Source organism: Acinetobacter sp. HZNU-JH01, from assembly GCF_037996845.1.
GTDB lineage: Bacteria > Pseudomonadota > Gammaproteobacteria > Pseudomonadales > Moraxellaceae > Acinetobacter > Acinetobacter haemolyticus.
The window spans coordinates 659,041-674,880 of sequence record NZ_JBBMZX010000001.1 but is presented as its reverse complement, the minus strand read 5'-3'; the positions used below and the strand labels follow the sequence as shown (position 1 = coordinate 674,880).

General features: G+C 39.6%; 15 protein-coding genes. 3 read left to right on the top strand and 12 right to left on the bottom strand.

Annotated features, from left to right (window positions below):
• Positions 1–50: 50 nt before the first annotated feature.
• Together dnaB and AAC851_RS03285 are read right to left on the bottom strand one after the other, a co-directional pair.
• Entirely contained in the window at positions 51–1,496 is a 1,446-nt protein-coding gene (gene dnaB / locus AAC851_RS03290) for a replicative DNA helicase (protein WP_004638536.1), read from the bottom strand.
• 119 nt (positions 1,497–1,615) lie between these two features.
• Positions 1,616–1,951: a winged helix-turn-helix transcriptional regulator gene (locus AAC851_RS03285; protein WP_100833537.1), complete on the bottom strand. Its 336-nt coding sequence runs from the start codon at positions 1,949–1,951 to the stop codon at positions 1,616–1,618.
• A 134-nt stretch (positions 1,952–2,085) separates the two neighbouring features.
• Here AAC851_RS03285 and AAC851_RS03280 point away from each other — a divergent pair, with 134 nt between their 5' ends.
• Positions 2,086–2,640, top strand: a complete 555-nt coding sequence (locus tag AAC851_RS03280) for an NAD(P)H-dependent oxidoreductase (protein ID WP_160124000.1) — start codon at positions 2,086–2,088, stop codon at positions 2,638–2,640.
• An 85-nt stretch (positions 2,641–2,725) separates the two neighbouring features.
• Here AAC851_RS03280 and rplI read toward each other — a convergent pair whose 3' ends face one another.
• From rplI to ppsA, 10 genes are all read right to left on the bottom strand, one after another.
• Positions 2,726–3,172, bottom strand: coding sequence for a 50S ribosomal protein L9 (gene rplI / locus AAC851_RS03275; protein ID WP_004638539.1), 447 nt, complete (start codon positions 3,170–3,172; stop codon positions 2,726–2,728).
• Between the two features lie 12 nt (positions 3,173–3,184).
• On the bottom strand, positions 3,185–3,412 hold the full coding sequence (gene rpsR / locus AAC851_RS03270; RefSeq protein ID WP_000090661.1) for a 30S ribosomal protein S18: 228 nt from the start codon (positions 3,410–3,412) through the stop codon (positions 3,185–3,187).
• Positions 3,413–3,423: 11 nt separating this feature from the next.
• Entirely contained in the window at positions 3,424–3,807 is a 384-nt protein-coding gene (gene rpsF / locus AAC851_RS03265; protein WP_004638540.1) for a 30S ribosomal protein S6, read from the bottom strand.
• A gap of 187 nt (positions 3,808–3,994) precedes the next feature.
• Positions 3,995–4,873, bottom strand: a complete 879-nt coding sequence (gene cyoE, locus AAC851_RS03260) for a heme o synthase (protein WP_075315778.1) — start codon at positions 4,871–4,873, stop codon at positions 3,995–3,997.
• A gap of 10 nt (positions 4,874–4,883) precedes the next feature.
• Complete coding sequence (locus tag AAC851_RS03255; RefSeq protein ID WP_004638542.1) at positions 4,884–5,213, bottom strand: cytochrome o ubiquinol oxidase subunit IV; 330 nt, start codon at positions 5,211–5,213, stop codon at positions 4,884–4,886.
• On the bottom strand, positions 5,213–5,833 hold the full coding sequence (gene cyoC / locus AAC851_RS03250; RefSeq protein WP_340600498.1) for a cytochrome o ubiquinol oxidase subunit III: 621 nt from the start codon (positions 5,831–5,833) through the stop codon (positions 5,213–5,215). Before cyoC ends, AAC851_RS03255 begins: the two co-directional genes overlap by 1 nt.
• A gap of 4 nt (positions 5,834–5,837) precedes the next feature.
• Positions 5,838–7,820: a cytochrome o ubiquinol oxidase subunit I gene (gene cyoB / locus AAC851_RS03245; RefSeq protein ID WP_340600497.1), complete on the bottom strand. Its 1,983-nt coding sequence runs from the start codon at positions 7,818–7,820 to the stop codon at positions 5,838–5,840.
• 3 nt (positions 7,821–7,823) lie between these two features.
• Positions 7,824–8,879: a ubiquinol oxidase subunit II gene (gene cyoA / locus AAC851_RS03240; protein ID WP_340600496.1), complete on the bottom strand. Its 1,056-nt coding sequence runs from the start codon at positions 8,877–8,879 to the stop codon at positions 7,824–7,826.
• A 297-nt stretch (positions 8,880–9,176) separates the two neighbouring features.
• Positions 9,177–9,956, bottom strand: a complete 780-nt coding sequence (locus AAC851_RS03235; RefSeq protein ID WP_005090970.1) for an RDD family protein — start codon at positions 9,954–9,956, stop codon at positions 9,177–9,179.
• Positions 9,957–10,022: 66 nt separating this feature from the next.
• Positions 10,023–12,401 (bottom strand): phosphoenolpyruvate synthase, encoded by a 2,379-nt coding sequence (ppsA, locus tag AAC851_RS03230; RefSeq protein ID WP_004638548.1) that lies wholly within the window; start codon positions 12,399–12,401, stop codon positions 10,023–10,025.
• 158 nt (positions 12,402–12,559) lie between these two features.
• Between ppsA and ppsR the strand changes: the two genes are divergently transcribed.
• Positions 12,560–13,396: a posphoenolpyruvate synthetase regulatory kinase/phosphorylase PpsR gene (gene ppsR, locus AAC851_RS03225; protein ID WP_004638549.1), complete on the top strand. Its 837-nt coding sequence runs from the start codon at positions 12,560–12,562 to the stop codon at positions 13,394–13,396.
• Between the two features lie 299 nt (positions 13,397–13,695).
• On the top strand, positions 13,696–15,783 hold the full coding sequence (locus AAC851_RS03220) for a sensor domain-containing protein (RefSeq protein ID WP_423250486.1): 2,088 nt from the start codon (positions 13,696–13,698) through the stop codon (positions 15,781–15,783).
• Positions 15,784–15,840: the final 57 nt, after the last annotated feature.

The following is a 15,840-nucleotide window of genomic DNA, read 5'->3' as shown; positions in this document are numbered from 1 at the left end:
TGGGACGACTCGGATAATATAAAAAGCAATTTTAATCAATAATATAGGAATTATTCTTCATCATCATATTGAGCGTAGAACTCAGGTGAGAGATTACTAAAACGAGTGTATTGACCTTCAAAGGCAAGGCGAACACTACCGATCGGACCATTACGCTGTTTACCAATAATGATTTCAGCTGTACCTGCTTCTTTTGATTCTTTGTTATAGACTTCATCACGATAAATGAACATGATTAAGTCAGCATCCTGTTCGATTGCACCGGATTCACGTAAGTCAGACATTACAGGACGTTTGTTTGGTCGGTTCTCCAAACTACGGTTAAGCTGTGAAAGTGCAATCACTGGACAGTTCATTTCTTTGGCTAAGGCTTTTAAGCTACGAGAGATTTCTGAAATCTCGCCAACACGGTTATCACCCATACCAGGGACTTTCATCAATTGTAAGTAATCGACCATAATACAACCGATTTTGCCATCATGCATTTTGGCAATTCGTCGTGCACGGGCACGAAGTTCTGTTGGAGGTAGAGCAGAAGAATCATCAATATATAGGTGCATCTCTTGAAGCTGCAAAATCGTACCTGTAACCTTGGTCCACTCATCGGCATCAAGATTACCTGAGCGCAAATGTCCCTGATGAACTTTACCCATCGCAGAAATCAAACGCATGGCGATAGAGTCTGCTGGCATTTCCATAGAAAACACTAACGCTGGTAATCTGTTGTATTGCAATACACTTTCAACCAAATTCATGGCAAAAGTGGTTTTCCCCATAGATGGACGAGCCGCAACAATAATCAAGTCACCGGCTTGCATACCTGAGGTTTTATTATCAAGCTCCACAAACCCTGTAGTTAAACCTGTAATGTTTCCATCAAGTTTTGATAATTCATCTAATTTAGTGATGACATCCGCGGTAACTGAGCTAATCGATTTGGGGCCCGAATCTTTCTTATTATTATTGTGTTGTTCTGCTAAAGAGAAAATTTGAGTTTCTGCTAAATCTAGAATTTCACTGACAGGTCGACCTTTGGTGTCATACGCATTTTGTAAAATATCACTGCTGACTTTGATCATGGTACGTAGTGTTGAGAACTCTTTGATTTTATTGGCATAAGTTTCAAGATTATAGAAGCTTGAAGGTGAGTCAGCCATCAATTGCATCAAGTATTCTTCACCACCAATTGCATCTAACAGGTTTTGTTTGAGTAACCAGTCATTGACCAAAACGGCATCATACGGTGAGTTTTCCTGTGCCAGTTTTTCGATGGCGCGATAAATATATTTATGACGTGTCGCATAAAAATCATTTTCTTTGAGTAGATCACTTACTTGTTCAAAAGACTCAGCAACTGTCATCAGCGCAGCAAGAACTGCTTGTTCAATCGCAAGATTGTGGGGAGGGGTACGAAACTCCTTTAGCTGACCTGAGTCACTCACTTTACTCTCTGTGTTTGGAGAATTTTTTGTAAAATTGGCATTCGCCTGTGACATAACAAGACCTAATAAAAAAGATGAAACATAACCGAGTGACTATCTTAATCCAAATGGAGGTCAACGCGACAATTTAATTCATTGAAAATTGTGTAAGTGGTGAAAAAGTGTGGGTGAGTTCAGAGCCGATTGGCTGCCCCCCATTGGCACATCATATCTAATAGAGGAATCAAGGATAGTCCTCGTTCTGATAAGCAATATTCAACTTTAGGGGGAATTTGTGGATATTCCTTACGAATAATCAGTTGATCTTTTTCCATTTCTTTCAAGGTTAAACTTAAGGTTTTGAATGAAATATTACCAATTGAGCGTTTTAACTCATTGAATCGCATAATAGATTTATGTTGATAAAGCCAATACATAATAATCATTTTGTATTTACCATTGATTAAGGAAAGCGTATATCCAAAATCAGTTTGTCCTAAGTCAATATGTGGTGGTGCGCAGGTTTCCATCGTTATCTTCTGACACTAACTTTTGGTTTAGTATATAACCATAATGACCGTACTTATATAATTTGTAGCATGCTTTTATAATTAATTTCATACTTGTTAGTGAAAGACTTAAATGTCTGTTGTGATGGTTTGAAATGAAGAAAACACTCGTGATTGTTGCTCATCCAGATATTGAAAACTCTGTCATAAATAAACGATGGATTGAGGAGTTGAGCCAATATTCAGATGAATTTACTGTGCATCACCTTTATCAACAGTATCCTGATGGGCATATTGATGTGGCAAAAGAACAAGCATTGGTTGAATCACATCAAAATTTGGTTCTTCAGTTTCCGATTTATTGGTTTAACTGTCCGCCATTATTGAAACAGTGGCTTGATGATGTACTGACTTATGGTTGGGCCTATGGTTCAGCAGGAAATCAGTTAAAAGATAAGAAAATAACGCTAGCAGTTTCTGCTGGCATTAAAGAAAAAGATTATGCAGCAGATGGTCGCTATCAATTTTCTCTAAAAGAGTTGTGTTTACCTTTTGAATTAACTGCGCGATATGTAAAAGCCGATTATCAACCCATGTATGTTTTTTATGGAATGGATACAAATCCTGAAGAAGGAGAGACTCAACCTACGAGGAATGAAATCAATCAGAGTGCGGTGGATTATGTGAAATATTTATTGCAGATAGGTTAGCTGTATGTTCAATAAATAGAATAATTTACAAATCAGCAGACATAAAAAAAGAGCATGTAAAACATGCTCTTTTTCTTTGCAGAAATTACTCAGATACGATAGTAACGAGAACTTCAGCAACAACATCATGATGCAATTGGATTGCGATGTTGAATTCACCAGTGTGACGAAGCGCACCATTTGGTAAACGAACTTCTGCACGGTCAACAACAAGACCAGCGTTCGTTAAAGCATCAGCAATATCACGAGTACCGATAGAACCGAACAGTTTACCTTCATCACCAGCTTTAGCTGTGATTACGATATTTACTTCGTTCAATTGTTCAGCACGTGCATTTGCAGCAGCTAAAATATCAGCTTCTTGTTTTTCAAGTTCAGCACGACGAGCTTCAAAAGCAGCAGTGTTTGCTTCAGTTGCAGCTACAGCTTTACCTTGAGGGATCAAGAAGTTACGACCGTAACCAGCTTTAACTGATACTTTGTCGCCTAATTTACCAAGGTTCTTAATGCGTTGTAATAAGATAACGTCCACAGCTCACCTCACTTACTTATGGTTGTCAGTGTACGGAATCAAAGACAAATAGCGAGCTTGTTTAATAGCTAACGCTAATTGACGTTGATAACGAGCTTTAGTACCTGTAATACGGCTAGGAACAATCTTGCCGTTTTCAGTGATGTACTGTTTTAAAGTGTCGATATCTTTGTAGTCGATGTACGCAACATTCTCAGCTGTAAAGCGGCAGAACTTGCGACGACGGTAAAAACGTGCCATTGATGTTCTCCTTATTCAGCTTCTTGTACTGCTTGTTGTGCTTCTTCACGTTGAGCTTTACGCGCACGTTTTTCTTCAGCACTCTTAGCAAGTAAAGATTCTTCAGTAATTGCGTGTTCACGACGGATGATGATGTTACGAATAATTGCGTCGTTATAACGGAACAATTCTTCTAATTCATCAAGAGTCGTTTGACCACATTCAACATTCATAAGAATGTAGTGTGCTTTGTGAATCTTATTAATCGGGTAAGCCAATTGGCGGCGGCCCCAATCTTCTAAACGGTGAATTTGACCTTCAGCTTCTTTGATCTGAGAGATATAGCGTTCAACCATACCTACAACTTGATCGCTTTGGTCTGGATGTACCAAAAGTACGATTTCGTAGTGACGCATTGTCAGCTCCTTACGGTTTAAACAGCCCCTAATGTATAAATTAGAAGCAAGGAGTCATAACTAAAAAGTTATGTCGCAAATTGCGAAGCGTGAATTTTAGGTGGTTTTCAATCAAATAACAAGGAAAACTTCTAAGAAATGCAAGATGTTTGCGATGAGAAAAAGATAGAGAGGTTCTCTATCTTTTTTAAAAAATTGGAAAGAGTGGTGCAGGGGTTTTAAAGGTGAAGCTAAAACTTAAACTAATTACTGTAATTAAAATCACAGAGAATAAGAAAAAGCGCTTTGCCCAAAGCTGATCATTTTCTGCTTTAAATCCTAAGATACCAATATAAAGCCAGTAAACACAAAGTACATTACAGATCACCAAAAACAAAATATCGGTGTATCCATAAATAAATAATGCGTTCATCGCCAATGTAAATAAAACCACATAGATCAGTGATTCAATTTTGGTTCGTATGATTGAACGAGCGACTGGTAAAATTGGAACTCCTGCATTTTTGTAATCATCAAAACGATAGATGGCAATTGCCCATGAATGTGGCATTTGCCATAAAGCGTATGCAACAAAGAGCAATAAAGCCGCCATATCAAATTGATGACTCACAGCCGTATAACCTATGACAGGTGGACTCGCTCCAGAAATACTACCAATAACGGTTTGATGGATTGTGGTGCGTTTTGTCCACAAACTATAAAAACCGACATAAACCACAAAACCAATTACAGCAAATAAAAAAGCATACGCGTTGATAAAGAACCAAAGGATGCTGAACCCCATTACACCTAACACAAGTGCATAACACATTGCGACAGTAGGGGAAATGGTTTTCTTGACAAGCGCACGATTCATAGTGCGTTGCATTTTTTGATCGATGTCTTGGTCAATTACATTATTTACAACACATCCTGATGCAACGACGAGCGTTGTTCCGATAAGTGTAAGTAATAATAAGAGGTAGTCTATGGAGCCTTGGGCGGCTAAAAAGAAGCCGCCCAAGGTGGTAATAAAATTACCGAAGAGAATTCCTGGCTTAGTCAGGAATAAGTACTTTTTCCACATGACAATCAGTTTAGATCATCATGTTGTAGTGTAGGTAATTCATAATCCACACAGAGCCAACTAAAAGTACGGCAATACATAAAATCGTGTAGATAAATGCAATAAGATTCCAACGCTGATCAGATGATGTATTCATGTGTAGGAAGTACACAAGCTGTACAAGTACCTGAGCAACTGCAGTAATTGCAATGACAGTAACTAAAATGCCACGACTAAAACCACCTGCCATCACCATCCCGAAAGGGATGATGGTAAGAATGACAGAAAGAATAAAGCCTACTGTGTATTGTTTTACATTACCGTGCGATGCACCTGCAGCATTATGGTCATGACTACTCATTAGAGAACTCCCAGTAAGTAAACGACGCTGAATACACAGATCCAAACGATGTCAAGGAAGTGCCAGAACAAGCTTAAGCAAGCAAGACGACGTGTATTCGGTAGTGTCAAACCGTTCTGTTTGATTTGATACATCAAAACAGCCATCCACACTAGACCAGAAGTTACGTGGATACCATGCGTACCAACCAAAGTAAAGAACGCAGATAAGAACGCACTCTTTGTTGGTCCATAACCTTCATGAACAAGGTGATGGAACTCATAGATTTCCATCCCAATGAACGTTGCACCAAAAATAAAAGTAACGATTAACCATAAAAGAACTTGGTTAACGTTCTTTTTGTATGATGCAAGTACTGCAAAACCAAATGTCACAGAGGAAATTAGGAGTGCAAAGGTTTCAGCTAAAACCAATCCCAAAGAATCATGGAATAAGTCGTAAGCACTAGGTGTACCCGGTGGAATATGACTGCTTAATACAGCAAATGCGATGAAGAGTGATCCGAAAAGGATCAAGTCACTCATCAAATATGTCCAGAAACCAAAGACCGTTAAGTCTGTATCATCATGTTCGTGATGACCGTCGTGTCCGTGGTTATCGTGATGAAGTACTTCAGCCATATCCTTAGTCCTTCTTCAAGTGTTTTTCAAGTAACGCATAGCGTTCATTTTCAATACGTTCAACTTCAGCAGCGGGAACATAGTAGTCAACATTCTTAGTGAATGAGCTTACGATGAAGCTGATGATAGACGCAGCAAATGAAACCACTACAAGCCACCAAATATGCCAGATGAGCGCGAAACCAAGAATGGTAATGAACATCGCAATGACGAAACCAGCAGCACGATTTGTCGGCATGTGGATATCTTCATACTTTGTATTGCGAGCGTAGGCAACACCATTTTCTTTGTCAGTCCAGAAGCGATCAATACCATCAGCAGCAGGAACATGCGCAAAGTTATAGAACGGAGCAGGAGAAGAAGTTGCCCATTCAAGCGTACGGCCATCCCATGGGTCACCTGTGTAGTCCATATTGTCCTTACGTTGTAAGAAGCCAACGATGATTTGCATTAAGAAACATGCAATACCGATTGCAATAAGAACAGCACCAAATAACGCGATCGCTAAGTACGGATCCCATTCAGGGTTGTCATATGTATTCAAACGACGAGTCATACCCATGAAACCAAGGATATAAAGCGGCATGAATGCAAAATAGAAACCAATGAACCAGAACCAGAACGCAGCTTTACCCCATGCTTCATTGAGCTTCCAACCAAACATTTTCGGCCAGTAGAAAATGATGCCGGCAAACATACCAAACACCACACCACCGATAATTACGTTGTGGAAGTGAGCAATCAAGAAGAGTGAGTTATGTACTAGGAAGTCCGCAGGTGGAACAGCCATAAGTACACCAGTCAAACCACCGATACCGAATGTTACAAGGAAGCCAAGCGTCCATAACATTGGAGTCGTGTAGGTAATGCGACCTTTATACATGGTGAATAACCAAGAGAAGATTTTTACACCAGTCGGAATCGCAATAACCATGGTCATGATACCGAAGAACGCATTTACGTTCGCACCAGCACCCATGGTGAAGAAGTGGTGAAGCCATACAACGAATGCAAGTACAGTAATTGCGATTGTTGCATACACCATTGATTTGTAACCGAACAACGTCTTGCGAGAGAAAGTTGCAACGATTTCTGAGTATAAACCAAATGCTGGTAATACCAAGATATATACTTCAGGGTGACCCCATGTCCAAATCAAGTTCACATAAAGCATTGGACTACCGCCAAGCTCATTTGTGAAGAAATGGAAGCCGAAATAACGGTCTAACGTTAACATTGCAAGTGTACCTGTTAAAACAGGGAACGATGCAATAATCAAGACAGCCGTACAAAGTGAAGTCCAAGTGAAGATCGGCATGTCCATTAGTTTCATGCCAGGTGCACGCATTTTGATGATGGTAACGAAGAAGTTAACACCCGTTAAAAGCGTACCTAGACCAGAAACCTGTAGTGCCCAAATATAGTAATCTACACCAACACCAGGAGAATATTCGATTCCTGACAGAGGAGGATATGCCATCCAACCTGTTGCAGCGAACTCACCTAGTGCTAGAGAAACCATCATAAGACCCGCAGCACCGGCAAATAACCAGAAGCTAAGTGAGTTCAATAATGGGAATGCAACGTCACGCGCACCAATTTGCAATGGCACCGAGATGTTCATCATACCTACGACTAGACCCATTGCCACGAAGAAGATCATGATTACACCGTGTGCGGTAAAAATCTGATCGTAGTGTTCTGGGTGTAGGTAACCTTCACCACCGCCTTTAGCGAGGAAAAGTTGTAAACGCATCATGATTGCATCAGCGAAACCACGCAATAGCATGATTACAGATACAATGATATACATAATACCGATTTTTTTATGGTCTACTGATGTGAACCATTCGTTCCACAGATAGCCCCATTTTTTGAAATAAGTAATACCAGCAACAAGCGCGATACCACCTAAAACCATCATTGCAACTGTGACCAACACGATCGGATCGTGCGGAATTGCATCATGTCCTAACTTTCCAAACATGTCTTATTCCTCTGCAGAAGCTGTGGCATGTTCATCATTGGTATGAGTTGCTTCAGTTGCATGCTCAGCAGGAGCTGAGTGGTCTGCACCATGATAGTTGCTCATATAATGATTGATAACAGATTCGAATAATTTAGGCTCAACTGAAGAATAATAAGTCACAGGATGTGGCTCTGTAGGGTAAGGCTTCATTTCTTCAGCCTCTTGCTTTTCTTCTGGAGTCTTTGCTTTTGCTACAAGTGCTTCGATCTGATATTTAGAACGATTGCCATCTTTAAGAGTCGCTAATTCAGCTTGGTCAAGTGTACCTTTTTGAATTGCTTCAGCATTGATACTTGTACCATTACCCGCTTTAACAGCTTCTACCCACTGTGCAAACTCTGGTTCAGTTACACTATGTGCCTTGAAGCGCATTTGAGAGAAACCGTAGCCTGAATAGTTTGCTGAGATACCACGGAATACACCAGGTTCATCTGCCAATAGATGGAGGTGAGTTTGCATACCTGCCATGGCATAGATTTGACCACCTAACTGTGGAATGAAGAATGAATTCATTGTGAAGTTAGATGTAATCTTAAAGCTTACAGGCGTTTGTTCTGGGAAGCGTACTTCATTTACCGTTGCAATGTTTTGCTCAGGATAGATAAAGATCCATTTAAACTGTTCAGCAATAACTTGAATCGTTAATGGAGCTTTATCAGACTCTAACGGACGGTAAGGGTCGTACTTGTGGGAACCCCACCAAGTTAACCAAGCTAAAATACCAATAATAATGACAGGAATACCCCAAACAACAATTTCAATTGCTGTAGAGTGTGCCCATGTAGGTTTATAGTCTGCATCTTTATTCGACGCGCGATATTTCCAACCAAACCACAATGCCATAACAATTGATGGAATAACCACCAATAGCATGAGATAGATCGCAGTCATCATTAGGCTACTTTGACCTTGACCAACTGGACCTTTATTGTTTAGAAGTACCATATCACCACCGCACCCAGTTAAGAGCACAGCAAGCGTTGATAAAGACAATACAGCTAAAATCGTTTGTCTCATTTTACAACCTCGGTGAAGAGTCCCATTCCCTAATTAAATTATGGGATAGCGATTAAAGTGTCGCATGAATGATAAGAATTTTTTGTGAAATGCTTAGCAATTATGCGACACCGCTACGTTGTTGGGCATTATGCCTCATATTGAAAAACTAAGCTACTGATAAAGTGGTCTGAAATGCTTGTTTTAAAAACCGATTTATTTTGTAAGGATTGTTATTTGGCTATATGCTTTTTCTATAAATATCAGCTTAATATAAAGAAAAGAGGAATAAATCCTCTTTTCTTTATCGATTTGTAATTATTGCTTAATCACTTTGGTTTTTGCGAACTTATCGTGCAAAGTTTGTCGGTTTGAGCTGATTGCAAATGCATAATCAATGATGGTAATGATTGGAACTAGCAGCAAATTTAGGATAATAAAAACAACACTACGAAGCCAAAAAGCACGAATGAGGCTAACTTGATTATTATTTTCTACATCCACAATTTTGATACGAGTTAATTTTTTGCCGATACTCTGACCAGATTTAGCAATGAAATATGCTTGAACCATGAGCATAACGACAATGTAAATCATCATGCTTTGCCATGCTTCAGGAGGGATAAGCTGAAAGATTTGTTGTTGCAATTCAGCCGCTTTGGCAGAAGCAAATTCAGCCGCCTGCATTTGTTTTTGAATATCAGCAAGCTGTCCGTGCTGCTCTTCAGTAAAATAGAATGATGGAATCATTGCAATTGGAAGCCACAACATAAAGTCGATTGCTTTAGCAAAAGCTCGTGAGCCAATTGATGCAAGCTCGACAGTTTTTGTTTCCTCTGCTGAGGTTTTTGCTTGGTATTGTTGTGTAGCAGATACAGTCTCGGTAGGCTGTGGTGATGGAAATGGAGTTGATGTATGACCGATTGGTTCATACACAAGTTTTCCTTGGGTTAACTCACCGAGCGTTTTCCATTCACTCATACCTTCATGCCAAGCAAGATCAGTAAGTAGAACTTGTTGGCTTGCAAGCATTTGATTGACTTGTTCTAGTGTGTATGGACCAGCTTGTTGATTATTACGTGCCAAGTAAATTTGCATATGTTCTAAATCTCTATCACAAATGATGAAAAAAGACCCCACCTAGGGGGTCTTTTAAAATAATAGTTAAGCTTGCTTGATTTTTTCTTCAGCCAAGAAGAACCAAGTATCTAGAACTGAGTCAGGGTTAAGTGACACAGACTCAATACCTTGTTCCATGAGCCATTTTGCAAGATCAGGGTGATCAGAAGGGCCTTGACCACAGATACCTACATATTTTCCTGCTTTACGACAAGCATGAATTGCCATCGATAACAAAGCTTTCACAGCAGGATCACGTTCGTCAAATAAGTGAGAAACGATACCAGAATCGCGGTCTAAACCAAGTGTAAGCTGTGTTAAATCGTTTGAACCAATTGAGAAGCCATCGAAGTGTTCAAGGAATTGTTCTGCCAATAACGCATTGGTTGGCAACTCACACATCATGATCACTTTTAAGCCGTTCTCACCACGTTTTAAACCGTTTTGAGCAAGGAGTTCGATAACACGTTTTGCTTCAGAAACGGTACGAACAAAAGGAATCATAATTTGAACGTTGGTTAAGCCCATTTCATCACGAACTTTTTTCAACGCACGGCATTCAAGTTCAAAACAGTCACGGAAATTGTCAGATACGTAACGGCTTGCACCACGGAAACCCAACATTGGGTTTTCTTCTTCTGGTTCGTATAATTTACCACCGATTAAATTGGCATATTCATTCGATTTGAAGTCAGACATACGAACAATCACAGGCTTTTCTGCAAATGCCGCAGCGAGAGTTGAAATACCTTCAACTAACTTTTCTACATAAAACTCGATAGGAGATGAATAGCCAGCAGTGCGTGTCATAACCGCTGCACGTGTTTCACGAGGAAGGCTCTCGATGTTTAACAATGCTTTCGGGTGTACACCAATCATACGGTTAATAATGAACTCAAGACGTGCAAGTCCGATCCCTTCATTTGGAATTTGAGCAAAGTCAAATGCACGGTCAGGGTTACCCACGTTCATCATAATTTTGAACGGTAATGATGGCATAGAGTGAATTGAATTGCGTTGCACTTCAAAGTCTAACGAACCTTCATAAATAAAACCTGTATCTCCTTCAGCACAAGATACAGTCACCTCTTGTCCGTCAGTGAGTACTTCTGTAGCGTTGCCACAACCGACAATCGCAGGCACACCAAGCTCACGTGCAATAATTGCTGCGTGGCATGTACGACCACCACGGTTAGTCACAATTGCTGCTGCACGTTTCATTACTGGTTCCCAATCTGGGTCAGTCATGTCCGACACAAGTACGTCACCGTCTTGTACCTTATCCATTTCTTTGATTGAGGTTACAACACGTACTTTACCCGAACCAATACGTTGTCCAATTGAACGACCTTCACAAACTACTGTACCACGTTGTTTTAATAGGTAGCGTTCCATTGTGCCCACATTCTGACGGCTTTTTACAGTCTCAGGACGTGCTTGAACGATATAGATTTGACCATCATCACCATCTTTTGCCCATTCGATGTCCATTGGAGCACCGTAATGTTGTTCGATGATTAAGGCTTGTTTTGCAAGCTCGTGTAATTCATGATCATTTAATGCAAATTGTTGGCGCTCAGGTTTTTCAACATCGACAACAACAACTGATTTACCAGCAGAACCTTCTTCACCGTAAATCATTTTCTGGTGTTTTGAACCAAGATTACGGCGCAGAACAGAGTGTTTACCAGCATTTAAAAGCGGTTTTGATAAATAGAATTCGTCAGGGTTTACTGCACCTTGTACAACCATTTCACCCAAACCGTAAGATGCGGTAATGAATACCACATCACGGAAACCTGATTCTGTATCAAGTGTGAACATAACACCCGCAGCGCCAGTTTCAGAACGAACCATACGTTGGACGCCAGCAGAAAGGGCTACAACACTATGTTCAAAACCTTGGTGTACACGATAAGCGATTGCACGGTCATTGTATAAAGAAGCAAAAACCTCTTTAATTGCGATCAGAATATTATCAATACCGCGAATGTTTAAGAAAGTTTCTTGTTGTCCTGCAAAAGACGCGTCAGGTAAATCTTCTGCGGTTGCAGAAGAACGTACAGCAACAGCGATGTCTGGATTACCGTTTGAAAGTGCTGTAAATGCTTCACGAATTTCTTGTTCTAATGTTTCTGTAAGTGGTGTATCAACAATCCATTTGCGGATTTTTGCACCTGTTTCAGCAAGCGCGATAACATCATCAACATTAAGTTGTGCAAGTTCAGCCTGAATTCGAGCATTTAAGCCGCTTTGATCCAAGAACTCACGATAGGCAGCTGCAGTTGTAGCAAAACCACCAGGTACCGATACACCAGCATTGGATAAATGGCTGATCATTTCACCCAAAGATGAGTTTTTCCCACCTACGAGTTCGACATCGTGTTTTCCTAATTTTTCCAGACCGATTACGCGCGCTTCCAAAGTATTTACTCCACTTTTTTTGCAGTATGAATGACCATCATTGGTATGAAATTATACGAATGTGCTTAGATTTAGCGTTTTACTAAGCGACAGTCATGTTAGATGAGTTTACTATAAAGATTATAGAGCACTAAGACAAATGTTTAAGGAGAATTTTGATGCCCGAAAGTAAACAAATTAAACGGAGCGTATTTTTTATTTCAGATGGTACCGCGATTACTGCAGAAACCCTTGGACACTCACTACTTGCACAATTTCCAAATGTCGATTTTGATATTCATATTATGCCGTATATCACGACTGAAGAAGCTGCAATGAATGTTGCTGTGGAGATCAACGCTTGTCAAAGTCGTGATGGTTCATTACCTCTGGTTTTTGATACTTTGGTTGATCCTCATGTTCGTGAAATTATTAATACTGCCAAAGCCGTAAATTTGGATGTTTTTGAAGGGCTAATTAGCAAGCTTGAACAGGAGTTAGGTACACCACCAACAACATTGGTTGGACAAACGCATGCGGTAACAGATTCAGAGTATTATAAAGCACGCATTGATGCAGTACATTTCGCATTAGACAATGATGATGGGGCGCGTACACGCCATTATGACAAAGCAGATATTATTTTAATTGGTGTTTCTCGTTCAGGAAAAACGCCAACTTCAATTTATCTATCATTACAATTTGGGATACGAGTAGCAAACTATCCACTCACTGAAGAGGATTTGGATGACAACCGCTTGCCGAAAATTCTAAGAGAACACAAGAATAAGTTGTTTGGACTGATGATTGATGCGGAGCGTTTAGTGGCCATCCGCAATGAACGGAAAGCGAATAGTCGCTATGCAAGTTTTAGCCAGTGTCAAATGGAGTTACGTGCGATAGAAGGGATTTATATTTCTGAAGGGATCAAATACTTAAATGTTACTGAGATGTCAATCGAAGAGATCTCTACACGAGTTTTACAGATGACTGGTTTGAAACGTCGTATTGGTTAGTTGATTATGGCTACTGACTGATTTAAAGGAAGTAGCCTTTTATATTTTTTTTTGTTGTGATTTATGCAGTTAAATTTGAAATAGATAGCGAATTAAAATTAAATAATTGATGTTGAATAACAAAACCCAGTTAACATAAAATACGCTTTGCTATGTAGGTTTATGCACATTTGTGTTAAAATATTGTGATATAAAGCTCACTTTTGCTATTGGTGGTATATGGTTTTTGTTGCAACTGAGCATCTTTAAGTAAAGAATCCTGTTTAGATGCAAAACCAGTAAAGTTACTTAAGAAGCATGTGAATTCGGCTTTAACTTTTCAATCAAACCATCAAATGAACGAAGTCCAGCAAAACGTTTTTAATCATATACCGAGCCTAGTTTGGTTGCTCTCAGACCAAGGTGATGCTTATTTTTTTAATAAGGTCAGTCAAGAGTATATCGGGATAAATGAATTCCAAAAATTCCAAAATAATTGGATGGACTTGCTTCATCTTGAAGATATTGCTGTCTTTCAAAAAGAATGGCGACAGGCATTTGCTACTAAAGCGCCTTTTCAGGTTGAGTGTCGCTTGCGACATCAGTCTGGTGCTTATCGCTGGTTTTTATTATCAGCAAAATTTGTAGAGGCTGATCAGGGTGGGCAAGCGCATTGGTTCATCAATAGTGTCGATATTCATGAAACAAAACAATACCAACATAATTTGGTGCAGTGTATAAATGCACAGACCAATATGCTTGATAATAGTGTGGACTGTATCAAGTTATTAGATTTAGATGGTTATCTATTACATGTCAATAGAACGGGATGTATCGCGCTTAATATTCCTGAGAACAATCATCGCTTTGGTATGAAATGGACTGAGCTATTAGCACCCGAAATCCGCTCTAAAGCTAATTATGCTTTGAAAATGGTACTTAAAGGTAAAACAGCACGTTTTCGAGGCATGAGTGGTGAAGGGGAAAATAAGCAATACTGGGATAATTTACTTACGCCGATATTAAATGATAAAGGTCAAATCGTGCAGATCTTGTGTATGTCACGTGATGTGACAGCGCAAAGACAAACTGAAATTCAATTGCGTATCTCCAGTGAGCTTGATGAGTTAACAGGACTTTATAATCGTCGTTTCTTTAAGCTACAACTTAAACGCGCATTGCAAAGACATAAAAAGAGTGAAAAATTTCTTGGCTTGATCTTATTAGACTTAGATTATTTTAAGCATGTCAACGATACACTTGGACATGCGGCTGGAGATCATTTACTGCGTATTTTATCAAAGCGAATAGAAAACACTTTGCCAGAAAATACCTTTGTAGCGCGTTTAGGTGGTGATGAGTTTGCAATTCTAGTGAATGGAATAGAGCATGAACAAGAGCTTGAAAAAATAGCAATAGATGTTAGTCGGCAACTCGATGCACCGATCACTTATGCTGGAAATTTAATTAATGGCAGTATGAGCATTGGTTGCGCGATATATCCAAGAGACGCGAAAGACTCCTCAAATTTAATGAAATGTGCGGATACTGCCTTGAATGATTTAAAAGCGACAGGAAGAGGCGGTTTCCGTATGTTTAATCAACAAATGGAGATTGCGGCGCAAAACATTGCAGTACAACTCAATCAAGCGCGTCATATCATTCGTGATGATTTGATGGTTCCATTCTATCAACCTAAGGTACGTTTATCAGACGGAAAAGTTGTCGGATTTGAAGCCCTATTGCGTTGGCAAACAGATGACAAGCACATCCATTCGCCTTGTCATATTGAACAAGCTTTTCAAGATTATGTATTAGCGACAAGAATTAGCGATGCAATCCAAAATAAAGTTTTTAAAAATATTGCTATGTGGCTTGAGCAAGGATTGGCGGTAGTTCCAATTTCGATTAATGCCGCACCTGTTGAATTTCTCAAAGATAATTATGCTGAACGTCTATTGCAACGTTTGAACCTCTACAAGATCCCGCATCATTTGGTTGAAATAGAAATCACAGAACATATTCTGGATGACCGTGGTTCAGACTATGTAATCAGGGCTTTAAACTTGCTCAAACAACAAGGTGTTAAGATTGCACTGGATGACTTTGGAACAGGGCATTCTTCACTAACGCGATTGAGAGACTATCCAGTTGATTGTTTAAAAATTGATTGTGAATTTATTCGTCAAATGAATGGGGATGAGGCGATTTTAGCTATTGTTCAAGCCATTATTGCGTTGGGACCAAAGTTAGCGTTGGATATCGTTGCAGAAGGTATTGAGAACTCAGACCAATTAGAACTACTAAAGCAGTTTGGATGTTCAATAGGACAAGGTTATTTATTTAGTCGTGCTGTGAATGCTCAACAGGCAACCCACATGATGAAACGTGGGGTGCGTCTTTATTAAGGATTGCGATTAACTACATTTCCTTAAGCCATTTCTGTCTATATGCAAGCCATGATT